Annotated in this window: 14 protein-coding genes; 7 read left to right on the top strand and 7 right to left on the bottom strand. The window is 70.0% G+C overall.

Translation table 11 applies throughout. The annotated features are described in order from the left end of the window. Positions 1 to 25: 25 nt before the first annotated feature. A complete protein-coding gene (locus GWI24_RS02135) occupies positions 26 to 1,729 on the bottom strand; it encodes a fumarate hydratase (RefSeq protein WP_210944169.1) in 1,704 nt (567 codons plus the stop codon). Between the two features lie 195 nt (positions 1,730 to 1,924). Here GWI24_RS02135 and GWI24_RS02130 point away from each other — a divergent pair, with 195 nt between their 5' ends. After that, the gene (locus GWI24_RS02130) at positions 1,925 to 2,632 is read left to right on the top strand and encodes a DUF1707 domain-containing protein (protein ID WP_210944168.1); all 708 of its coding nucleotides are present in this window, start codon (positions 1,925 to 1,927) and stop codon (positions 2,630 to 2,632) included. 178 nt (positions 2,633 to 2,810) lie between these two features. Further along, a complete protein-coding gene (locus tag GWI24_RS02125; protein WP_020868722.1) occupies positions 2,811 to 3,167 on the top strand; it encodes a WhiB family transcriptional regulator in 357 nt (118 codons plus the stop codon). 188 nt (positions 3,168 to 3,355) lie between these two features. On the opposite strand, the gene glpX is transcribed toward GWI24_RS02125, so the two are convergent. Further along, the gene (glpX, locus tag GWI24_RS02120) at positions 3,356 to 4,387 is read right to left on the bottom strand and encodes a class II fructose-bisphosphatase (protein ID WP_020868721.1); all 1,032 of its coding nucleotides are present in this window, start codon (positions 4,385 to 4,387) and stop codon (positions 3,356 to 3,358) included. Between the two features lie 187 nt (positions 4,388 to 4,574). Here glpX and GWI24_RS02115 point away from each other — a divergent pair, with 187 nt between their 5' ends. Beyond that, a complete protein-coding gene (locus GWI24_RS02115; protein WP_210944199.1) occupies positions 4,575 to 5,114 on the top strand; it encodes a DUF4245 domain-containing protein in 540 nt (179 codons plus the stop codon). Between the two features lie 107 nt (positions 5,115 to 5,221). Here GWI24_RS02115 and GWI24_RS02110 read toward each other — a convergent pair whose 3' ends face one another. The 3 genes from GWI24_RS02110 to xseA form a co-directional block, all read right to left on the bottom strand. Continuing rightward, entirely contained in the window at positions 5,222 to 5,812 is a 591-nt protein-coding gene (locus GWI24_RS02110) for a malonic semialdehyde reductase (protein ID WP_210944167.1), read from the bottom strand. 771 nt (positions 5,813 to 6,583) lie between these two features. After that, complete coding sequence (locus GWI24_RS02105) at positions 6,584 to 6,898, bottom strand: exodeoxyribonuclease VII small subunit (protein ID WP_210944166.1); 315 nt, start codon at positions 6,896 to 6,898, stop codon at positions 6,584 to 6,586. 10 nt (positions 6,899 to 6,908) lie between these two features. Further along, positions 6,909 to 8,129: an exodeoxyribonuclease VII large subunit gene (xseA, locus tag GWI24_RS02100; RefSeq protein ID WP_210944165.1), complete on the bottom strand. Its 1,221-nt coding sequence runs from the start codon at positions 8,127 to 8,129 to the stop codon at positions 6,909 to 6,911. A gap of 91 nt (positions 8,130 to 8,220) precedes the next feature. Here xseA and GWI24_RS02095 point away from each other — a divergent pair, with 91 nt between their 5' ends. Together GWI24_RS02095 and ppgK are read left to right on the top strand one after the other, a co-directional pair. Next, a complete protein-coding gene (locus GWI24_RS02095; protein ID WP_210944164.1) occupies positions 8,221 to 9,213 on the top strand; it encodes a 4-hydroxy-3-methylbut-2-enyl diphosphate reductase in 993 nt (330 codons plus the stop codon). Next, a complete protein-coding gene (gene ppgK / locus GWI24_RS02090; RefSeq protein WP_210944163.1) occupies positions 9,210 to 10,001 on the top strand; it encodes a polyphosphate--glucose phosphotransferase in 792 nt (263 codons plus the stop codon). Before GWI24_RS02095 ends, ppgK begins: the two co-directional genes overlap by 4 nt. Here the strand turns inward: ppgK and GWI24_RS02085 are convergent. Beyond that, positions 9,907 to 10,575, bottom strand: a complete 669-nt coding sequence (locus tag GWI24_RS02085) for a DUF6542 domain-containing protein (RefSeq protein ID WP_210944162.1) — start codon at positions 10,573 to 10,575, stop codon at positions 9,907 to 9,909. The two genes, ppgK and GWI24_RS02085, sit on opposite strands and share 95 nt — an antisense overlap. Before the next feature lie 202 nt (positions 10,576 to 10,777). Here GWI24_RS02085 and ychF point away from each other — a divergent pair, with 202 nt between their 5' ends. After that, positions 10,778 to 11,866, top strand: a complete 1,089-nt coding sequence (ychF, locus tag GWI24_RS02080) for a redox-regulated ATPase YchF (protein ID WP_210944161.1) — start codon at positions 10,778 to 10,780, stop codon at positions 11,864 to 11,866. 209 nt (positions 11,867 to 12,075) lie between these two features. After that, positions 12,076 to 12,828, top strand: a complete 753-nt coding sequence (locus tag GWI24_RS02075; protein WP_210944160.1) for a FadR/GntR family transcriptional regulator — start codon at positions 12,076 to 12,078, stop codon at positions 12,826 to 12,828. A 115-nt stretch (positions 12,829 to 12,943) separates the two neighbouring features. On the opposite strand, the gene GWI24_RS02070 is transcribed toward GWI24_RS02075, so the two are convergent. Next, the gene (locus tag GWI24_RS02070) at positions 12,944 to 14,206 is read right to left on the bottom strand and encodes an MFS transporter (RefSeq protein WP_308343357.1); all 1,263 of its coding nucleotides are present in this window, start codon (positions 14,204 to 14,206) and stop codon (positions 12,944 to 12,946) included. Positions 14,207 to 14,361 lie beyond the last annotated feature (155 nt).

Genomic DNA, 14,361 nt, shown 5'->3' with positions numbered 1-14,361 from the left:
TCCGTCCCCCGCCGCCCCGAAGGCGTTACGCCAGCCCAGGACCCCGGACCGGGATGCTGGTGAACGTCGGCTGGGGCGCCGGGTCCTGGAAGAAGTCGTTCCCCTTGTCGTCCACCACGATGAACGCCGGGAAGTCCTCGACCTCGATCCTCCAGACCGCCTCCATGCCCAGCTCCTCGTACTCGAGGACCTCGACCTTCTTGATGCAGTCCTGGGCCAGCCGGGCCGCCGGGCCGCCGATCGAGCCCAGGTAGAAGCCGCCGTGCGCGGCACACGCGTCGGTGACCTGCTTGGAGCGGTTGCCCTTGGCCAGCATGACCTTCGAGCCGCCCGCCGCCTGGAACTGCTCGACGTACGCGTCCATCCGGCCCGCCGTCGTGGGCCCGAAGGAGCCCGAGGCATAGCCCTCGGGGGTCTTGGCCGGGCCCGCGTAGTAGACCGGGTGGTTCTTCAGGTACTCCGGCATCTCCTCGCCCGCGTCCAGCCGCTCCTTGATCTTCGCGTGGGCGATGTCCCGGGCGACCACCAGCGTGCCGGTCAGCGAGAGCCGGGTCTTGACCGGGTGCTTGGTCAGCTCGGCCAGCACCTCGTCCATCGGCCGGTCCAGGTCGACGGCGACCGCGTCCAGGTCCGGGCCCGCGCCCTTGACCAGCTCCTCGTCCGTCGTCTCCGGCAGGAACCGCGCCGGGTCGGTCTCCAGCTGCTCCAGGAAGACGCCCTCCGGCGTGATCTTGGCGAGTGCCTGGCGGTCGGCGGAGCACGAGACCGCGATCGCGACCGGGCAGGAGGCGCCGTGCCGCGGCAGCCGTACGACCCGCACGTCATGGCAGAAGTACTTGCCGCCGAACTGCGCGCCGATCCCGATCTGCTGCGTCAGCTCGAAGACCTTCTCCTCCAGCTCCTTGTCGCGGAAGCCGTGGCCGGTCGGCGAGCCTGAAGTGGGCAGCTCGTCCAGGTAGTGCGCGGAGGCGTACTTCGCGGTCTTCAGCGCGTACTCGGCGCTGGTGCCGCCGACCACGATCGCCAGGTGGTACGGCGGGCAGGCGGCCGTGCCCAGCGAGCGGATCTTCTGCTCCAGGAACTTCATCATCGATGCCTCGTTCAGCACCGCCTTCGTCTCCTGGTAGAGGAAGGACTTGTTGGCCGAGCCGCCGCCCTTGGCCATGAAGAGGAACTTGTAGGCGCCGCCGTCGGTCGCGTACAGCTCGATCTGCGCGGGCAGGTTGGAGCCGGTGTTCTTCTCCTCCCACATGGTCAGCGGGGCCATCTGGGAGTAGCGCAGGTTGAGCTTGGTGTACGCGTCGTAGACACCGCGCGAGAGGGCCTCCTCGTCGCCGCCCTGCGTGAGCACGTTCTGCCCGCGCTTGCCCATGACGATCGCCGTGCCGGTGTCCTGGCACATCGGGAGCACCCCGGCCGCCGCGATGTTGGCGTTCTTCAGCAGGTCCAGCGCGACGAAGCGGTCGTTGGCGCTGGCGTCGGGGTCGTCGAGGATGCGGCGCAGCTGGGCGAGGTGGGCGGGGCGCAGATAGTGCGAGATGTCGTGCATCGCCTCGGCCGCGAGCTTGCGCAGCGCCTCCGGCTCGACCTTCAGGAAGGTGCGCCCGTCGGCCTCGAAGGTGCTCACGCCCTCGGAGGTCACCAGACGGTACGGCGTGGTGTCCTCTCCCAGGGGCAGCAGGTCCGAATAGGCGAAACCAGGGTTGGCAGGGCGGGAGACGGGGGGCATCGCGGCCATTCCTCACTCGACGGGGCTTGGGCTGACTTCGTCGACAGCGCGTCCACAAGCGTAGAACGGGGCCGCGGGACGAGACCTGTGAGGTAGGGCTCAGTAGCAGAGGCAGGGCCCGGTAGGGGAAGGATCAGGGACACTCCAGGGATCGTCCCCTAGTCGCGATCTATCGCGACTGGGTACGCTGAGCCCGTGGATGAGCAGCAGCCCGTGCCCTTGACCAAATCCGCCCCCGCTCCGGCGCCCGAGGCCGAGTCGGCCCCGGCGCCCGCTTCTGCCGCGCCCGCGCCGACCACGGAGGCGGAGCTCCGGGCGTCCGACGCGGATCGCGACCGGATCGCGGACATCCTGCGGGAGGCCCTCGCCGAGGGGCGGCTCCAGCCGGAGGAGCACGCCGAGCGGATCGACGCGGTCTATCGCGCCAAGACCCTCGGCGAGCTGGAGCCCCTGGTGCGCGATCTGCCCACCGCCCCCACCCGCGGCGCCGCCTCCGCGTCCGCGCGCGACGCGGGGGCGGAGTGGCCGCGCTCCCTCCCCGAGTCGGAGAACCTGGTGGCGGTCTTCGGCGGTTCGACGCGCAAGGGCCGCTGGCGGGTCAGGCGCCGTACGAACGCCCTGGCGGTCTTCGGCGGCGTCGAGATCGACCTGACCGAGGCGGTCTTCGAGCAGCAGGAGATCGTCATCCATGTCGTGGCCGCCTTCGGCGGGGTGGAGATCAAGGTCCCGGAGAACGTCTCGCTGCGCGGTTCGGGCGCGGGCATCCTCGGCGGTTTCGACGTCACGACGTACGAGGCGCAGGACCCCGACGCACCGGTGATCCACGTCACCGGGTTCGCCGTCTTCGGCGGTGTGGAGGCCAAGCCCAAGCGGGGCAAGCGGCTCAAGAACCTGCGAGCGTAAGCCCTGAAGAAGGGGTGTGCACGGGGAAGTTCCGGGTGGGACAACGGTGTGCATAAGCGCGCGCACAGCGGGTAAGGCTTGGTGCATCGTCTCTCGTACGGCTGATGGGGGTGCTAACGGGGCCGTACACCTCGAGGCGGGCAAGGGTGACCACCGGAGCCGTCGTCAGGAGTAGACCGTGCTGCAACCGCATCAGCCCCTGCTGGAAGCCGCCGTGCCCCCGCAGCGCGTCCCCGCGCGGGATCAGGCCGGCCCCTGGCACTCGGAGGCGGTGTGCCGACGGGACGAGGCCGGGCTGTTCTTCGCTCCCTCCAAGGAGCCCACGGCTGCCAGGCTGTCGCGGGAGGAGGCCGCCAAGCGCGTCTGCGCGCGCTGCCCGGTCATGGTCGAGTGCCGGGAGCACGCACTGCTGCAGCCCGAGCCGTACGGAGTGTGGGGCGGGCTGACCGCGGCCGAGCGCCGGGTCGTGCTGGCCCGCCGCCGGCGCCGGGAGGCGGAGCTGCAGCGCGCGGTGCGGGTCGCCGCCGCCGGCTGAACTCTTCGGGACCTGGGCCGGGCGCCGCCGGGAGGCGGGGCCCGGCCCTTGTCATGCGGCCCTTGTCTTGCGGCGTCCGTCATGCGGGGTCTGTCATGCGGGGTCTGTCATGCGGGGTCTGTCATGCGGGGTCTGTCATGCGGCGTCGGCTGAACGCCGCCGTTGGCTGAACGCCGCCGTTACCTCGCTCAGCTCGGCCGTTCGAAGTCGACCGAGGCGTAGGCGCGCAGCTTGGCCAGCCGGTGGGTGGAGTCGATCTGCCGGATCGTCCCGGACTTGGACCGCATGACCAGCGACTGGGTGGTGGCGGTCTCCGCGCGGTACCGCACCCCGCGCAGCAGATCCCCGTCGGTGATCCCGGTCGCGACGAAGAACACGTTGTCGCCGCTGACCAGGTCGTCTGTCTCCAGGACCTGGTCGAGGTCATGGCCCGCGTCGAGGGCGCGCTGCCGCTCCTCGTCGTCCTTGGGCCACAGCTTGGCCTGGATGGTGCCGCCGAGGCACTTGATCGCACAGGCCGCGATGATGCCCTCCGGCGTGCCGCCGACGCCCAGCAGCAGATCCACACCGGTGCTCTCGCGGGCGGCCATGATCGCGCCGGCCACATCGCCGTCGGAGATGAACTTGATCCGGGCGCCCGCCTCCCGGATCTCCTTGACGATGCCCTCGTGGCGGGGGCGGTCCAGGACCACCACGGTGACGTCCTCGGGGCTGGACTTCTTCGCCTTGGCGATCCGGCGGATGTTCACGCCGGGGGGCGCGGTGATGTCGACGAACTCGGCGGCGTCGGGGCCGGTGACCAGCTTGTCCATGTAGAAGACGGCCGACGGGTCGAACATGGTGCCGCGCTCGGCGACCGCGAGCACGGAGACGGCGTTGGCCATGCCCTTCGCGGTGAGCGTGGTGCCGTCCACCGGGTCCACGGCCACGTCGCACTCCGGGCCGGTGCCGTCGCCCACGCGCTCACCGTTGAAGAGCATCGGCGCCTCGTCCTTCTCCCCCTCTCCGATGACGACGACGCCGTTCATCGAGACGGTGTGCACGAGGGAGCGCATGGCCTTGACGGCGGCGCCGTCGGCGCCGTTCTTGTCGCCGCGGCCCACCCAGCGTCCGGAGGCCATGGCACCCGCCTCGGTGACCCGGACGAGTTCCAGGGCGAGGTTGCGATCGGGAGCCTCGGGGCTGACCTCGAGCTGGGAAGGGAGATGATGCTCGGTCATCGGAGCGCACCTTTCTGTACGGCGACGGACCGTGAGGGCCCCTCCGCCCCGCAAGGGGATCAGGAGGGTGAGGGTGTTCATGACTTTATCCGCTGATTGGCTAAGTGAGCAGATAGCCCCACGCATGAGCGCGGCCCTGTTGCGAGATGCGGCGACCCGATGAGGGACGATAGGGGGCGTGGCAGGTATGCGTGGCAAAGAGACGGTCCGGGACATGGTGCTGTCGCTGGCGGCGATCGGCGTCGTCGCGGCGGCCATCTACCTCTTCGGTATCCCGCATGACGAGGGCCCCAAGGGCGCCGGGGTGAAGACGGTGAACTACCGCGTGGAGCTGGCCACGGCCCGCCGCGCCGCCCCGTACCCGGTGGCCGCCCCCGAGCCCGGGAGCCTGCCCAAGGGCTGGCGCGCGACGTCGGTGACCTACCGCCCGGCCGCCGCGCAGGACGGCGCGCTCTGGCACCTCGGCTTCCTCGACCAGAACGAGGAGTACATCGCGGTCGAGCAGAGCGACGGCAAGCCCGTGCCATTCGTGGAAGAGGTCACCCAGCAGGCGCGCGAGACCAAGCGGACGCAGCGGATCGACGGCAAGGACTGGGTCCGCTACGACGGCGACAAATACGACGCGCTGGTACGCAAGGAGCCGGGCGTGACCACGGTGGTCACCGGGACGGCGTCGTACGGGCAGCTGACGGAGATGGCCGAGACGCTCACCGAGAAGAAGGGCTGAGTGAGACGGACGGCCCCCGTGACGGCCGGGGCCCTTGGCCCGGACCGGGGGTCCGGGCCCAGGGCCCGTGAGTGATCAAGCGTGACCGAGCGCGGTCGAGCAGTCGATCAGACCGTGGTGATGACGTCGTCGTAGTCCAGGCGGGGGCCACGGGGGAACCAGGCGTCCTCGCCCGGCTTGCCGATGTTGATGACCATCAGCGGGGTGTGGTCCTCGTCCAGGAACTCCTTCTGGACCCCGGCCGGGTCGAAACCGGTCATCGGGCCGGCTGCGAGACCGGCGGCGCGGATGCCCAGGATGAAGTAACCGGCCTGCAGCGAGGCATTGAGCGCCGCGGCCTGCTCACGGGAGGCACGCTCGGCGAAGAAGACGTCCTTGGCCTGCGGGAAGTGCGGGAAGAGCGCGGGCAGCTCCTCGTGGAACTCGTTGTCCGCGGCGAGGATCGCGACCAGCGGGGCGGTGGAGGTCTTGGGCTGGTTGCCCTCGGCCATGTGCTGGACCAGCCGCTCACGGGCCTCGGGCGAGCGGACCAGCACGATACGCAGCGGCGACTGGTTGAACGCGGTCGGCGCGTACTTGATCAGGTCGTAGATCGCCTGCACCTGCTCCTCGGTCACCGGCTCATCGGTGAAGGTGTTGGCAGTGCGGGCCTCGCGGAAGAGCAGGTCCTGGGCGGCGGGGTCGAGAACGAGTGCCATGGAAGAAACCTCTGCATAAGCGGGGATATCGCTGACGGGTTCCACTGTACGGCGCTTAGATTAATGTTCAACTAAAAAGGGTGGCGTGGGGTGGGGAAGGTGCTCTGAATCACAGCGCGAAGACCGGCGGAGCCGGTCGAGCGCGGTGGATCGGGTGCCGTTGATGGGCGGCGCCCGATCAACGCGGCCTCCCGCCGCGTCGACGGCGGCAGGGCGCGGCCGAGTGCTGCCGGTCGATGGGGGTCAAGGCCGACGGCGGCGGGTCGACGCCGAGCGCCGGTGGAGCGCGGCCGGTCGGCGGCGAGCAGCGCCGACCGCGGCCGGTCGGCGGCGGTCGACCCGATGGTGGCCGGTCAGCCCTCGGTGGGGCTTTCCGTGCTCTCGGCGGACAGCCCGACCGAGTGCGGCGGCTGACCGGCGGCGAGCAACGCCAGGGGGGCGGGTCGACGCCGAGCGCTGGTGGAGCGCGGTCGGTCGGCGGTGAGCGATGAGCGGTGGCCGGTCAGCCCTCGGCGGGGCTTTCCGTGCCCTCGATGGACGGGTCGGCCGAGTGCGGCGGCTGACCGGCGGCGAGCAACGCCAGGGGTGGCGGGTCGACGCCGAGCGCCGGTCGAGCGCGGTCGGTCGGCGGTGAGCGATGAGCGGTGGCCGGTCAGCCCTCGGCGGGGCTTTCCGCGCCCTCGATGCACGGCTCGACCGAGTGCGGCGGTCGACCGGCGGCGAGCAACGCCGACCGCAATCGTTCGGCGGCGGGCGCCGGACGGTGGGCGGTCAGCCCTCCCCGGCGCTTTCCGCTTCCTCGGCGCCTTCGGCGGCCTCGGCGGCCTCGTCTTCCGCCAGCGCCGCGTCCAGCCGGGCCCTCGCGCCCTCCAGCCAGTGGCGGCAGACCTTCGCCAGCTCCTCGCCGCGCTCCCACAGCGCCAGCGACTCCTCCAGGCTGGTGCCGCCCGCCTCCAGGCGGCGGACCACCTCGACCAGCTCGTCCCGCGCCTGCTCATAGCCGAGCGTGGTCTCCGCCCGCGCGCTCTGCCCGGCCTGCCCGTCCGTCTGCCCGGCCTGCCCGGTCTGCTCGTCCGTCTTCGCCATACCCCTCACCCTATTCAGCGGGTCCGACAGCGACCCGCACCCGGAACTCACCCTCGGAGACCCGCGCCCGCAGCTCCTCGCCCTCCGCGACCTCCTCGGCCGCCCGCACCACCGAGCCGTCGGGGTGCTGGAGCACCGCATAACCGCGGCGCAGCGTCGCGGCGGGGGAGAGCGCCACCACCCGCGCCTGGGTGTGGGTCAGCTCGGAGTCGGCCCGGTCCAGCAGATGGCCCAGGCAGCGGCGGGCGCGCTCCAGCACCGCCGTGATCCGCTCCTCGCGCTCGTCCACCATGCGGTGCGGCTCCCGCATGCACGGCCGGGCCAGCGCGGCGGCCAGCCCCCGCTCCTCCCGGTCCAGCAGCCCGTGCACACTGCGCAGCGCGCGCTCCCGCAGCTGCTGGACGCGCATCAGCTCCTCGCCCACATCGGGCACGGTCTTCTTCGCCGCGTCCGTGGGCGTGGAGGCGCGCAGATCGGCGACCAGGTCCAGCAGCGGCGAGTCCGGCTCATGGCCGATCGCGGAGACCACCGGCGTACGGCACGCGGCCACCGCCCGGACCAGCTGCTCGTCCGAGAACGGCAGCAGGTCCTCCACGCTGCCGCCGCCGCGCGCCACCACGATCACATCCACCTCCGGCAGCGCGTCGAGCTCCTTGACGGCCTCGATCACCTGCGGCACCGCGTGCACCCCCTGCACGGCCACATTGCGCACCTCGAAGCGGACGGCGGGCCAGCGCAGCCGCGCGTTCTCCAGCACATCGCGCTCGGCGGCCGAGGCGCGCCCGCAGACCAGCCCTATCAGCTGCGGCAGAAACGGCAGCGCCTTCTTGCGGTCGGCAGCGAACAGCCCCTCCGCCGCCAGCGCCTTTTTCAACTGCTCCAGCCGCGCGAGCAGTTCGCCCACGCCCACCGGGCGGATCTCGGCGGCCCGCAGGGACAGCTGGCCCCGCGGCGCGTACCACTCCGGCTTGGCGTGCACCACGACCCGCGCGCCCTCGGTGACCGTGTCCGCGATCTTGTCGAAGACGGCACGGAAGCAGGTGACGGTCAGCGAGATGTCGTAACTGGGATCGCGCAGGGTCAGGAACACCACACCGGCGCCCGGGCGCCGGGACAGCTGGGTGATCTGCCCCTCGACCCAGACCGCGCCGAGCCGGTCGATCCAGCCCCCGATCAGCCGGGACACCTCGCCGACCGGGATCGGCGCCTCCGCGGACGTGTTGACAGCCATGACCGCGAGGGTATCGGCCACCACCGACAGCGGCGGGGTCATCGCCCCACCAACCGGCAGACCTCGCGGTCATCGCCCCTACCATGGGGTCATGACTGCAACCTCCGCCCGCCGGGTCCTGCTCGCGGCCCCCCGTGGCTACTGTGCCGGTGTCGACCGTGCCGTGATCGCCGTCGAGAAGGCCCTGGAGCAGTACGGCGCGCCGATCTATGTGCGCAAGGAGATCGTCCACAACAAGTACGTCGTCCAGACCCTGGAGAAGAAGGGCGCCATCTTCGTCGACGAGACGGAGGAGGTACCCGAGGGCTCCATCGTGATCTTCTCGGCGCACGGTGTCGCGCCGGTGGTCCACGAGGAGGCCGCCGCCCGCAGGCTGGCCACCGTCGACGCCACCTGTCCCCTGGTCACCAAGGTCCACAAGGAAGCAGTCCGGTTCGCCAAGGAGGACTACGACATCCTCCTGATCGGCCATGAAGGCCATGAAGAGGTCATCGGCACCAGCGGTGAGGCCCCCGAGCACATCACCCTGGTCGACGGCCCCGACGATGTGAAGAACGTCGAGGTGCGGGACGAGTCCAAGGTCGTCTGGCTCTCCCAGACCACCCTCTCGGTCGACGAGACCATGGAGACCGTGGACGCGCTCAAGGAGCGCTTCCCGCAGCTCATCAGCCCGCCCAGCGACGACATCTGCTACGCCACGCAGAACCGTCAGACCGCCATCAAGCAGGTGGCCGCCGAGTCCGACCTGGTGATCGTGGTCGGCTCCAAGAACTCCTCCAACTCGGTGCGGCTGGTGGAGGTCGCCCTCGGCGCGGGCGCCAAGGCGGGCCATCTGGTCGACTACGCGAGTGAGATCGACGAGGCATGGCTGGAGGGCGTCACCACGGTCGGCGTGACCTCGGGCGCCTCCGTTCCGGACGTGCTCGTCGAGGGTGTCCTGGAGTGGCTGGCCGAGCGCGGCTTCGGCGATGTCGAGGTCGTCCAGCCCATGCAGGAGTCGCTGACCTTCTCGCTGCCCAAGGAGCTGCGCCGGGACCTGCGGGCCGAGGCCGCCGCCAGCCGGCCCGAGGGGTCGCAGCGGTGACGTACGGCCAGGGGGACACGGGGGCGTCCGCGGCGAAGGTGTTCGGCATCGACATCGGCGGTTCGGGCATCAAGGGCGCCCCGGTGGACCTGGACCGGGGTGAGCTCGCCGAAGAGCGCCATAAGGTGCTCACCCCGCATCCGTCCACGCCCGAGGCGGTCCTGGACGGTGTGGTGGAGGTCGTCCGGCACTTCGACTGGTCCGGGCGGCCGGTCGGGGTGACCTTCCCGGGCGTGGTGAAGGACGGTGTCACCCTTACCGCCGCGAATGTCGACAAGAGCTGGATCGGCACCGATCTGGCGTCGCGCCTCGCCGAGCGGCTGGACTGCCCGGTCACGGTGCTGAACGACGCGGACGCGGCAGGGGTCGCGGAGGTGACGTTCGGCGCCGCCCGCGGCGTCAAGGGCACCGTGATCGTGCTCACCCTCGGCACCGGCATCGGCAGCGCGGTCTTCACCGACGGGCATCTGCTCACCAACACCGAGCTGGGCCATCTGGAGCTGGACGGCCACGAGGCGGAGAAGCGGGCCTCGACCAAGGTCAAGGACGACCACGACCTCAGCTGGTCGCACTGGGCGCGCCGGGTGCAGAAGTACCTCCAGCACCTGGAGATGCTCTTCTCTCCCGAGCTCTTCGTGCTGGGCGGCGGGGTGAGCCGTAAGGCGGACAAGTTCCTGCCGCTGATCGAGGGCGTCAGGGCCGAGATCGTGCCGGCGCAGCTTCAGAACAACGCGGGGATCGTGGGTGCCGGGATGGCCGCGGCCGCTGCTGCCGGCGACGCCGGATGACCAGTACGGCCCGCCGTACGAGCACGATCACCACCGTCAGCAGCGTCCCCGCGTAGAGCCAGCCGGCCTGCAGCGACAGTGCGGTGAACACCCCCACCGCCTGTCCGCTGAAGCCCGCCGAGCCCTCGTTGATCGGCAGCAGCCCGACCGTATACGCCAGCGGCGCCGTCACCGGCGCCGCCAGCAGATCGGCGGGCCGCACCCACAGCCCGCAGGCCGCGCAGGCGGGCAGGAAGAGCACGCTGTAGACGGTCGGCGAGCCGGAGAGCAGCAGCGCGTCCAGGCAGCCGATGCCGAGCATGGTGAGCGTGGTCAGCAGCCCCGCGCCCAGCCCGGTAAGCCGGGGATCGGGGAGGGACAGCCCCCGGGCCCGCCGCAGGACGGCGGGCAGCGCCGCGGCCGCTCCGGACGGTCCCGTACGGCGTGCGGCGGGCCGAGGGGCCCGGGCCGCGCCGCCGGGCCGCCCCCGGCCCTGACCCGTGCTTCTGCCCCGTCCCGGATACGTGTCGTCCGCGGCCGGGCGGGGCGATGGCGCCGCCGCGCGGCGGGGCGTACGCGTGCTGTAATGCTCCACCCGACCAACGTAGGTCGCCGGAGGGTGAGAATCCGGTCTTGGACACGCCCTTCGCAGGACCTTGGCAGTGTGTTCGACCGATTGTCAGCCCGGGCGGGTGATCGAGGGCGGCCCCGTAGACTGGTGGACCGGCCCCGGCTCCACCGGGGCCCGTCATCGGTCCTCACATCCCCGCCACGGGAAGCTACGGGAAGTCGTCAACGTGTCGCTCACGATCGGAATCGTCGGTCTGCCGAATGTCGGCAAGTCGACCCTGTTCAACGCCCTCACCAAGAACGACGTGCTGGCGGCCAACTACCCGTTCGCCACCATCGAGCCCAACGTCGGCGTGGTCGGCGTCCCCGACCCCCGCCTGGACAAGCTCGCCGAGATCTTCGGCTCGGCCCGCAAGCTGCCCGCCACCGTCGACTTCGTCGACATCGCGGGCATCGTCAAGGGCGCCTCGGAGGGCGAGGGCCTGGGCAACAAGTTCCTGGCGAACATCCGTGAGTCGGACGCCATCTGCCAGGTCATCCGCGCCTTCAAGGACGAGAACGTCGTCCACGTCGACGGCAAGATCTCGCCGAAGAGCGACATCGAAACGATCAACACCGAGCTGATCCTCGCCGACCTCCAGACCATCGAGAAGGTGCTGCCGCGCCTGGTCAAGGAGGCCCGGATCAAGAAGGACAAGCAGCCGCAGGTCAAGGCCATCGAGGAGGCCAAGGCCATCCTCGACGAGGGCCGCACCCTCTTCTCCGCCGGCATCGTCCAGGGCAGCGAGCGCGCCGCCCTCCTCCACGAGCTGCACCTGCTCACCACCAAGCCCTTCCTCTACGTCTTCAACGTCGACGAGGAAGAGCTCACCGATGACTCCTTCAAGGCCGAGCAGCGCGCCCTCGTCGCCCCCGCCGAGGCGATCTTCCTCAACGCCAAGCTGGAGGCCGACCTCGCCGAGCTCGACGAGGACGAGGCCCTCGAGCTCCTCCAGTCCGTAGGCCAGGACGAGCCCGGCCTCGCCACCCTCGCCCACGTCGGCTTCAACACCCTCGGCCTCCAGACCTACCTCACCGCCGGCCCCAAGGAATCCCGCGCCTGGACCATCAAGAAGGGCGCCACGGCCCCGGAAGCGGCCGGTGTCATCCACACCGACTTCCAGAAGGGCTTCATCAAGGCCGAGGTCATCTCCTACGAGGACCTGGTCGAGACGGGCTCCGTCGCCGAGGCCCGCGCGGCCGGTAAGGCGCGCATGGAGGGCAAGGACTATGTGATGCAGGACGGGGACGTGGTGGAGTTCCGCTTCAACGTGTAGCGGTCGCTATGGCATCGACGTGACGATCTGGCAAATGCGCAGGTCAGGCGAGCTCGGGCCCCAGCGGGGCCGACCCTGTCACCGTACCCATTGCTGGATCTGTGCTGCAGGGAAACGACCGCCTTTGGTACAGCCAGATGACCGTTATAGTGAGCTTGGGCAAGCAAGCTCGTCAAGAGACCTCGCCAAGGCTGTCAAGGAGCTTTCCCATGACGTGGGCGCCGCGAAGGGTTCGGTCGCGCAGGACCTACGAGGATGCGGTCGAACAGATTGAGCTCGCTCTCCTCGCCGGTGACCTGCGTATCGGAGACCGGTTGCCATCCGAGCGCGACCTCGCGACCGGCCTTGGTGTCAGCCGCCCGACGGTCCGCCAGGCCGTGCAGGCCCTGGTGCAGGTGGGAGCTCTGCATGTCGAGCCCGGGCCCGGAGGCGGCATTTTTGTGCGGTCCGACGACGTGCCCGGGGCGCAACTGAAGGCTCATGTGAACCTCACTGTCAGCGACGTCGCTCATGTGCTGGAGGCACGACGGTTGATTGAGCCCCAAGTCGCTCAATTGGCCGGCATCTTCGCCGGTGAAGCGGACTTCCGTTATATGCAGGACACCATCGACCGCCATCGCGAGGTCGTCGATGACCGGGAGAAGTCCAACCGGATGGATACGCGGTTCCACCTCGCGATGGCTCGCGCAACGGGCAACTCGGTTCTGGAGGAGACCGTATGTTCACTGCTGGCGCGGATCAGCCTTGCCACGGACATGGACTATCGGCAGCCGGCTGATCCGCTGCGAGGCATTTGTGCGCACGAGGAGACACTCGACGCATTGAAGTCCCGGGATCCGCTGCGGATCGAGCGGGCGATGGACGGACATCTGGCGATCCTCGAAGACTTGTGGGAGAGGGAAGCCGGACGGCCGCGGCTTCGGGCCTGGCCGCGGCCATCCAGTACCTCAGCCCACCCATGACCCCCCGCTGATCAAGTGCTCCGAAACCGCCGGTCTGACCCGCCGCGAGCAGCATCCCGAGATGGGACCGGGAGCGCACCGTCGAAGCACCTGGCGTCAGGGCGGGGAACGGGCATCAGTGGTACCGACTTTCGGTCGTCACCAGGTCCTTCGTCTCGGGGGCCCACGCGATGCTGACCAGGGTCCCGAGCACCAGCACTCCTGCCAGCCAGACCATCGACCAGCGGACCCCGAGATGGTCCAGGCTGATGGGCAGAAGGAACGTGCCGATCGCGGAGGCGATCCGGCTCGCGCCGTTGAGGAAGCCGACGCCGGCGCCGCGCAGCGCGGTGGGGAAGAGCTCGGGCGGGTAAACCTGTTCGAGGTTGGACGCAGCCGACATGACGAACGTGTAGACCACGAACGGCACCATCAGTACCAGCCCGGCGTCGTTGTTCAGCGCGGCCATCGCCGCCAGGCACGCGGTCAGGATCGCGAAGGTCCAGATGGTGAAGGGCCGGCGTCCCATACGGTGCACCGGCCAGAGCCCGACCACGCCGCCGAGCAGGAGGAACAGGTTGAGCAGGGTGTTCTGCGTGTTCTCGTCCGAGACGTGGAGGGAGGCGAGGATCGTCGGCATGAAGGTGTAGATCGCGAAGTACGGCAGCACCTGCGCGCTGTAGAAGATCACGCCGAACCAGGTGTTGCGTCGTTGACCCGGGCCGAACAGCTGCGCGTAGTCCGGGGTCGCCTGCCCCACCGCCGACTGGTCCTCCGCGGGGCGCGCGCCCGGCTCCTGCCCGAGGTAGTGGCGCCGGATCTCGTCCGCTTCCGCCGTCCGGCCCCGGCTCGCCAGCCAGCTCGGCGACTCGGGGGTACCGATCCGCAGGACGAGGACGAGCGCGGCCGGCAGCGCGCCGCTGGCCAGCAGCAGATGGGCCGAGTCGTCGTCGAGCGAGATGTAGGTGCCGAGAATGTTGGCCAGCACGTAGCCGACGGTCCACAGAACAGTCAAGGACCCGAGCAGGAGGCCGCGTATCCGTCGAGGCGAGAACTCTGCGAGCAGTGTGGGGCCCACCGCGTAGTCCGCGCCAAGCCCGAACCCGATGAGCAGGCGCAGAACGAACAGGCTCCACAGACTGTGTGCCCACAGCTGTCCGGCGGAGGCGAGCACGATGAGGACGAAGTTGTACAGGTAGAGCTTCTGACGGCCGATGGCGTCGGCCATGCGGCCGAGGATCACGCTGCCGAAGAAGAGGCCGATCAGCGCGGAGGAGCCGAGCAGTCCTTGCCAGGCCCCGTTCAGGTGCATCGAGGTGTCGAGCACCGGCAGGACGGCCCCGATGATCCCCAGTGCGTAACCGTCGGAGAAGTTCGCGCCGAACGTGGTTGCGGTCACCCTGAGGTGAAACCTGGTCAGGGGTTCCTTGGCAGTGGTGGCTGCGGTGGCGGTGGTGGCTGTGGTGGCTGTGGTGCGGTTCTGGGCTATTCCATCGGTCCCCATAGGGAGCCTCCCGGCACAGATGACTGGTGGGCACGCAGAGATCCAGGCCA

The sequence above is a fragment of the Streptomyces sp. MK37H genome (assembly GCF_018035285.1).
Taxonomy (GTDB): domain Bacteria; phylum Actinomycetota; class Actinomycetes; order Streptomycetales; family Streptomycetaceae; genus Streptomyces; species Streptomyces endocoffeicus.
This window is presented reverse-complemented; position numbering and strand designations above follow the sequence as displayed.

Excerpts from the sequence above, each read along its gene's own strand:
- GWI24_RS02075 (WP_210944160.1), top strand. The coding sequence starts at position 12,076 with ATGACGTGGGCGCCGCGAAGGGTTCGGTCGCGCAGGACCTACGAGGAT.
- GWI24_RS02115 (WP_210944199.1), top strand. The coding sequence starts at position 4,575 with ATGCGTGGCAAAGAGACGGTCCGGGACATGGTGCTGTCGCTGGCGGCG.
- GWI24_RS02105 (WP_210944166.1), bottom strand. The coding sequence starts at position 6,898 with ATGGCGAAGACGGACGAGCAGACCGGGCAGGCCGGGCAGACGGACGGG.
- glpX (WP_020868721.1), bottom strand. The coding sequence starts at position 4,387 with ATGACCGAGCATCATCTCCCTTCCCAGCTCGAGGTCAGCCCCGAGGCT.
- GWI24_RS02110 (WP_210944167.1), bottom strand. The coding sequence starts at position 5,812 with ATGGCACTCGTTCTCGACCCCGCCGCCCAGGACCTGCTCTTCCGCGAG.
- xseA (WP_210944165.1), bottom strand. The coding sequence starts at position 8,129 with ATGGCTGTCAACACGTCCGCGGAGGCGCCGATCCCGGTCGGCGAGGTG.
- GWI24_RS02095 (WP_210944164.1), top strand. The coding sequence starts at position 8,221 with ATGACTGCAACCTCCGCCCGCCGGGTCCTGCTCGCGGCCCCCCGTGGC.
- GWI24_RS02135 (WP_210944169.1), bottom strand. The coding sequence starts at position 1,729 with ATGCCCCCCGTCTCCCGCCCTGCCAACCCTGGTTTCGCCTATTCGGAC.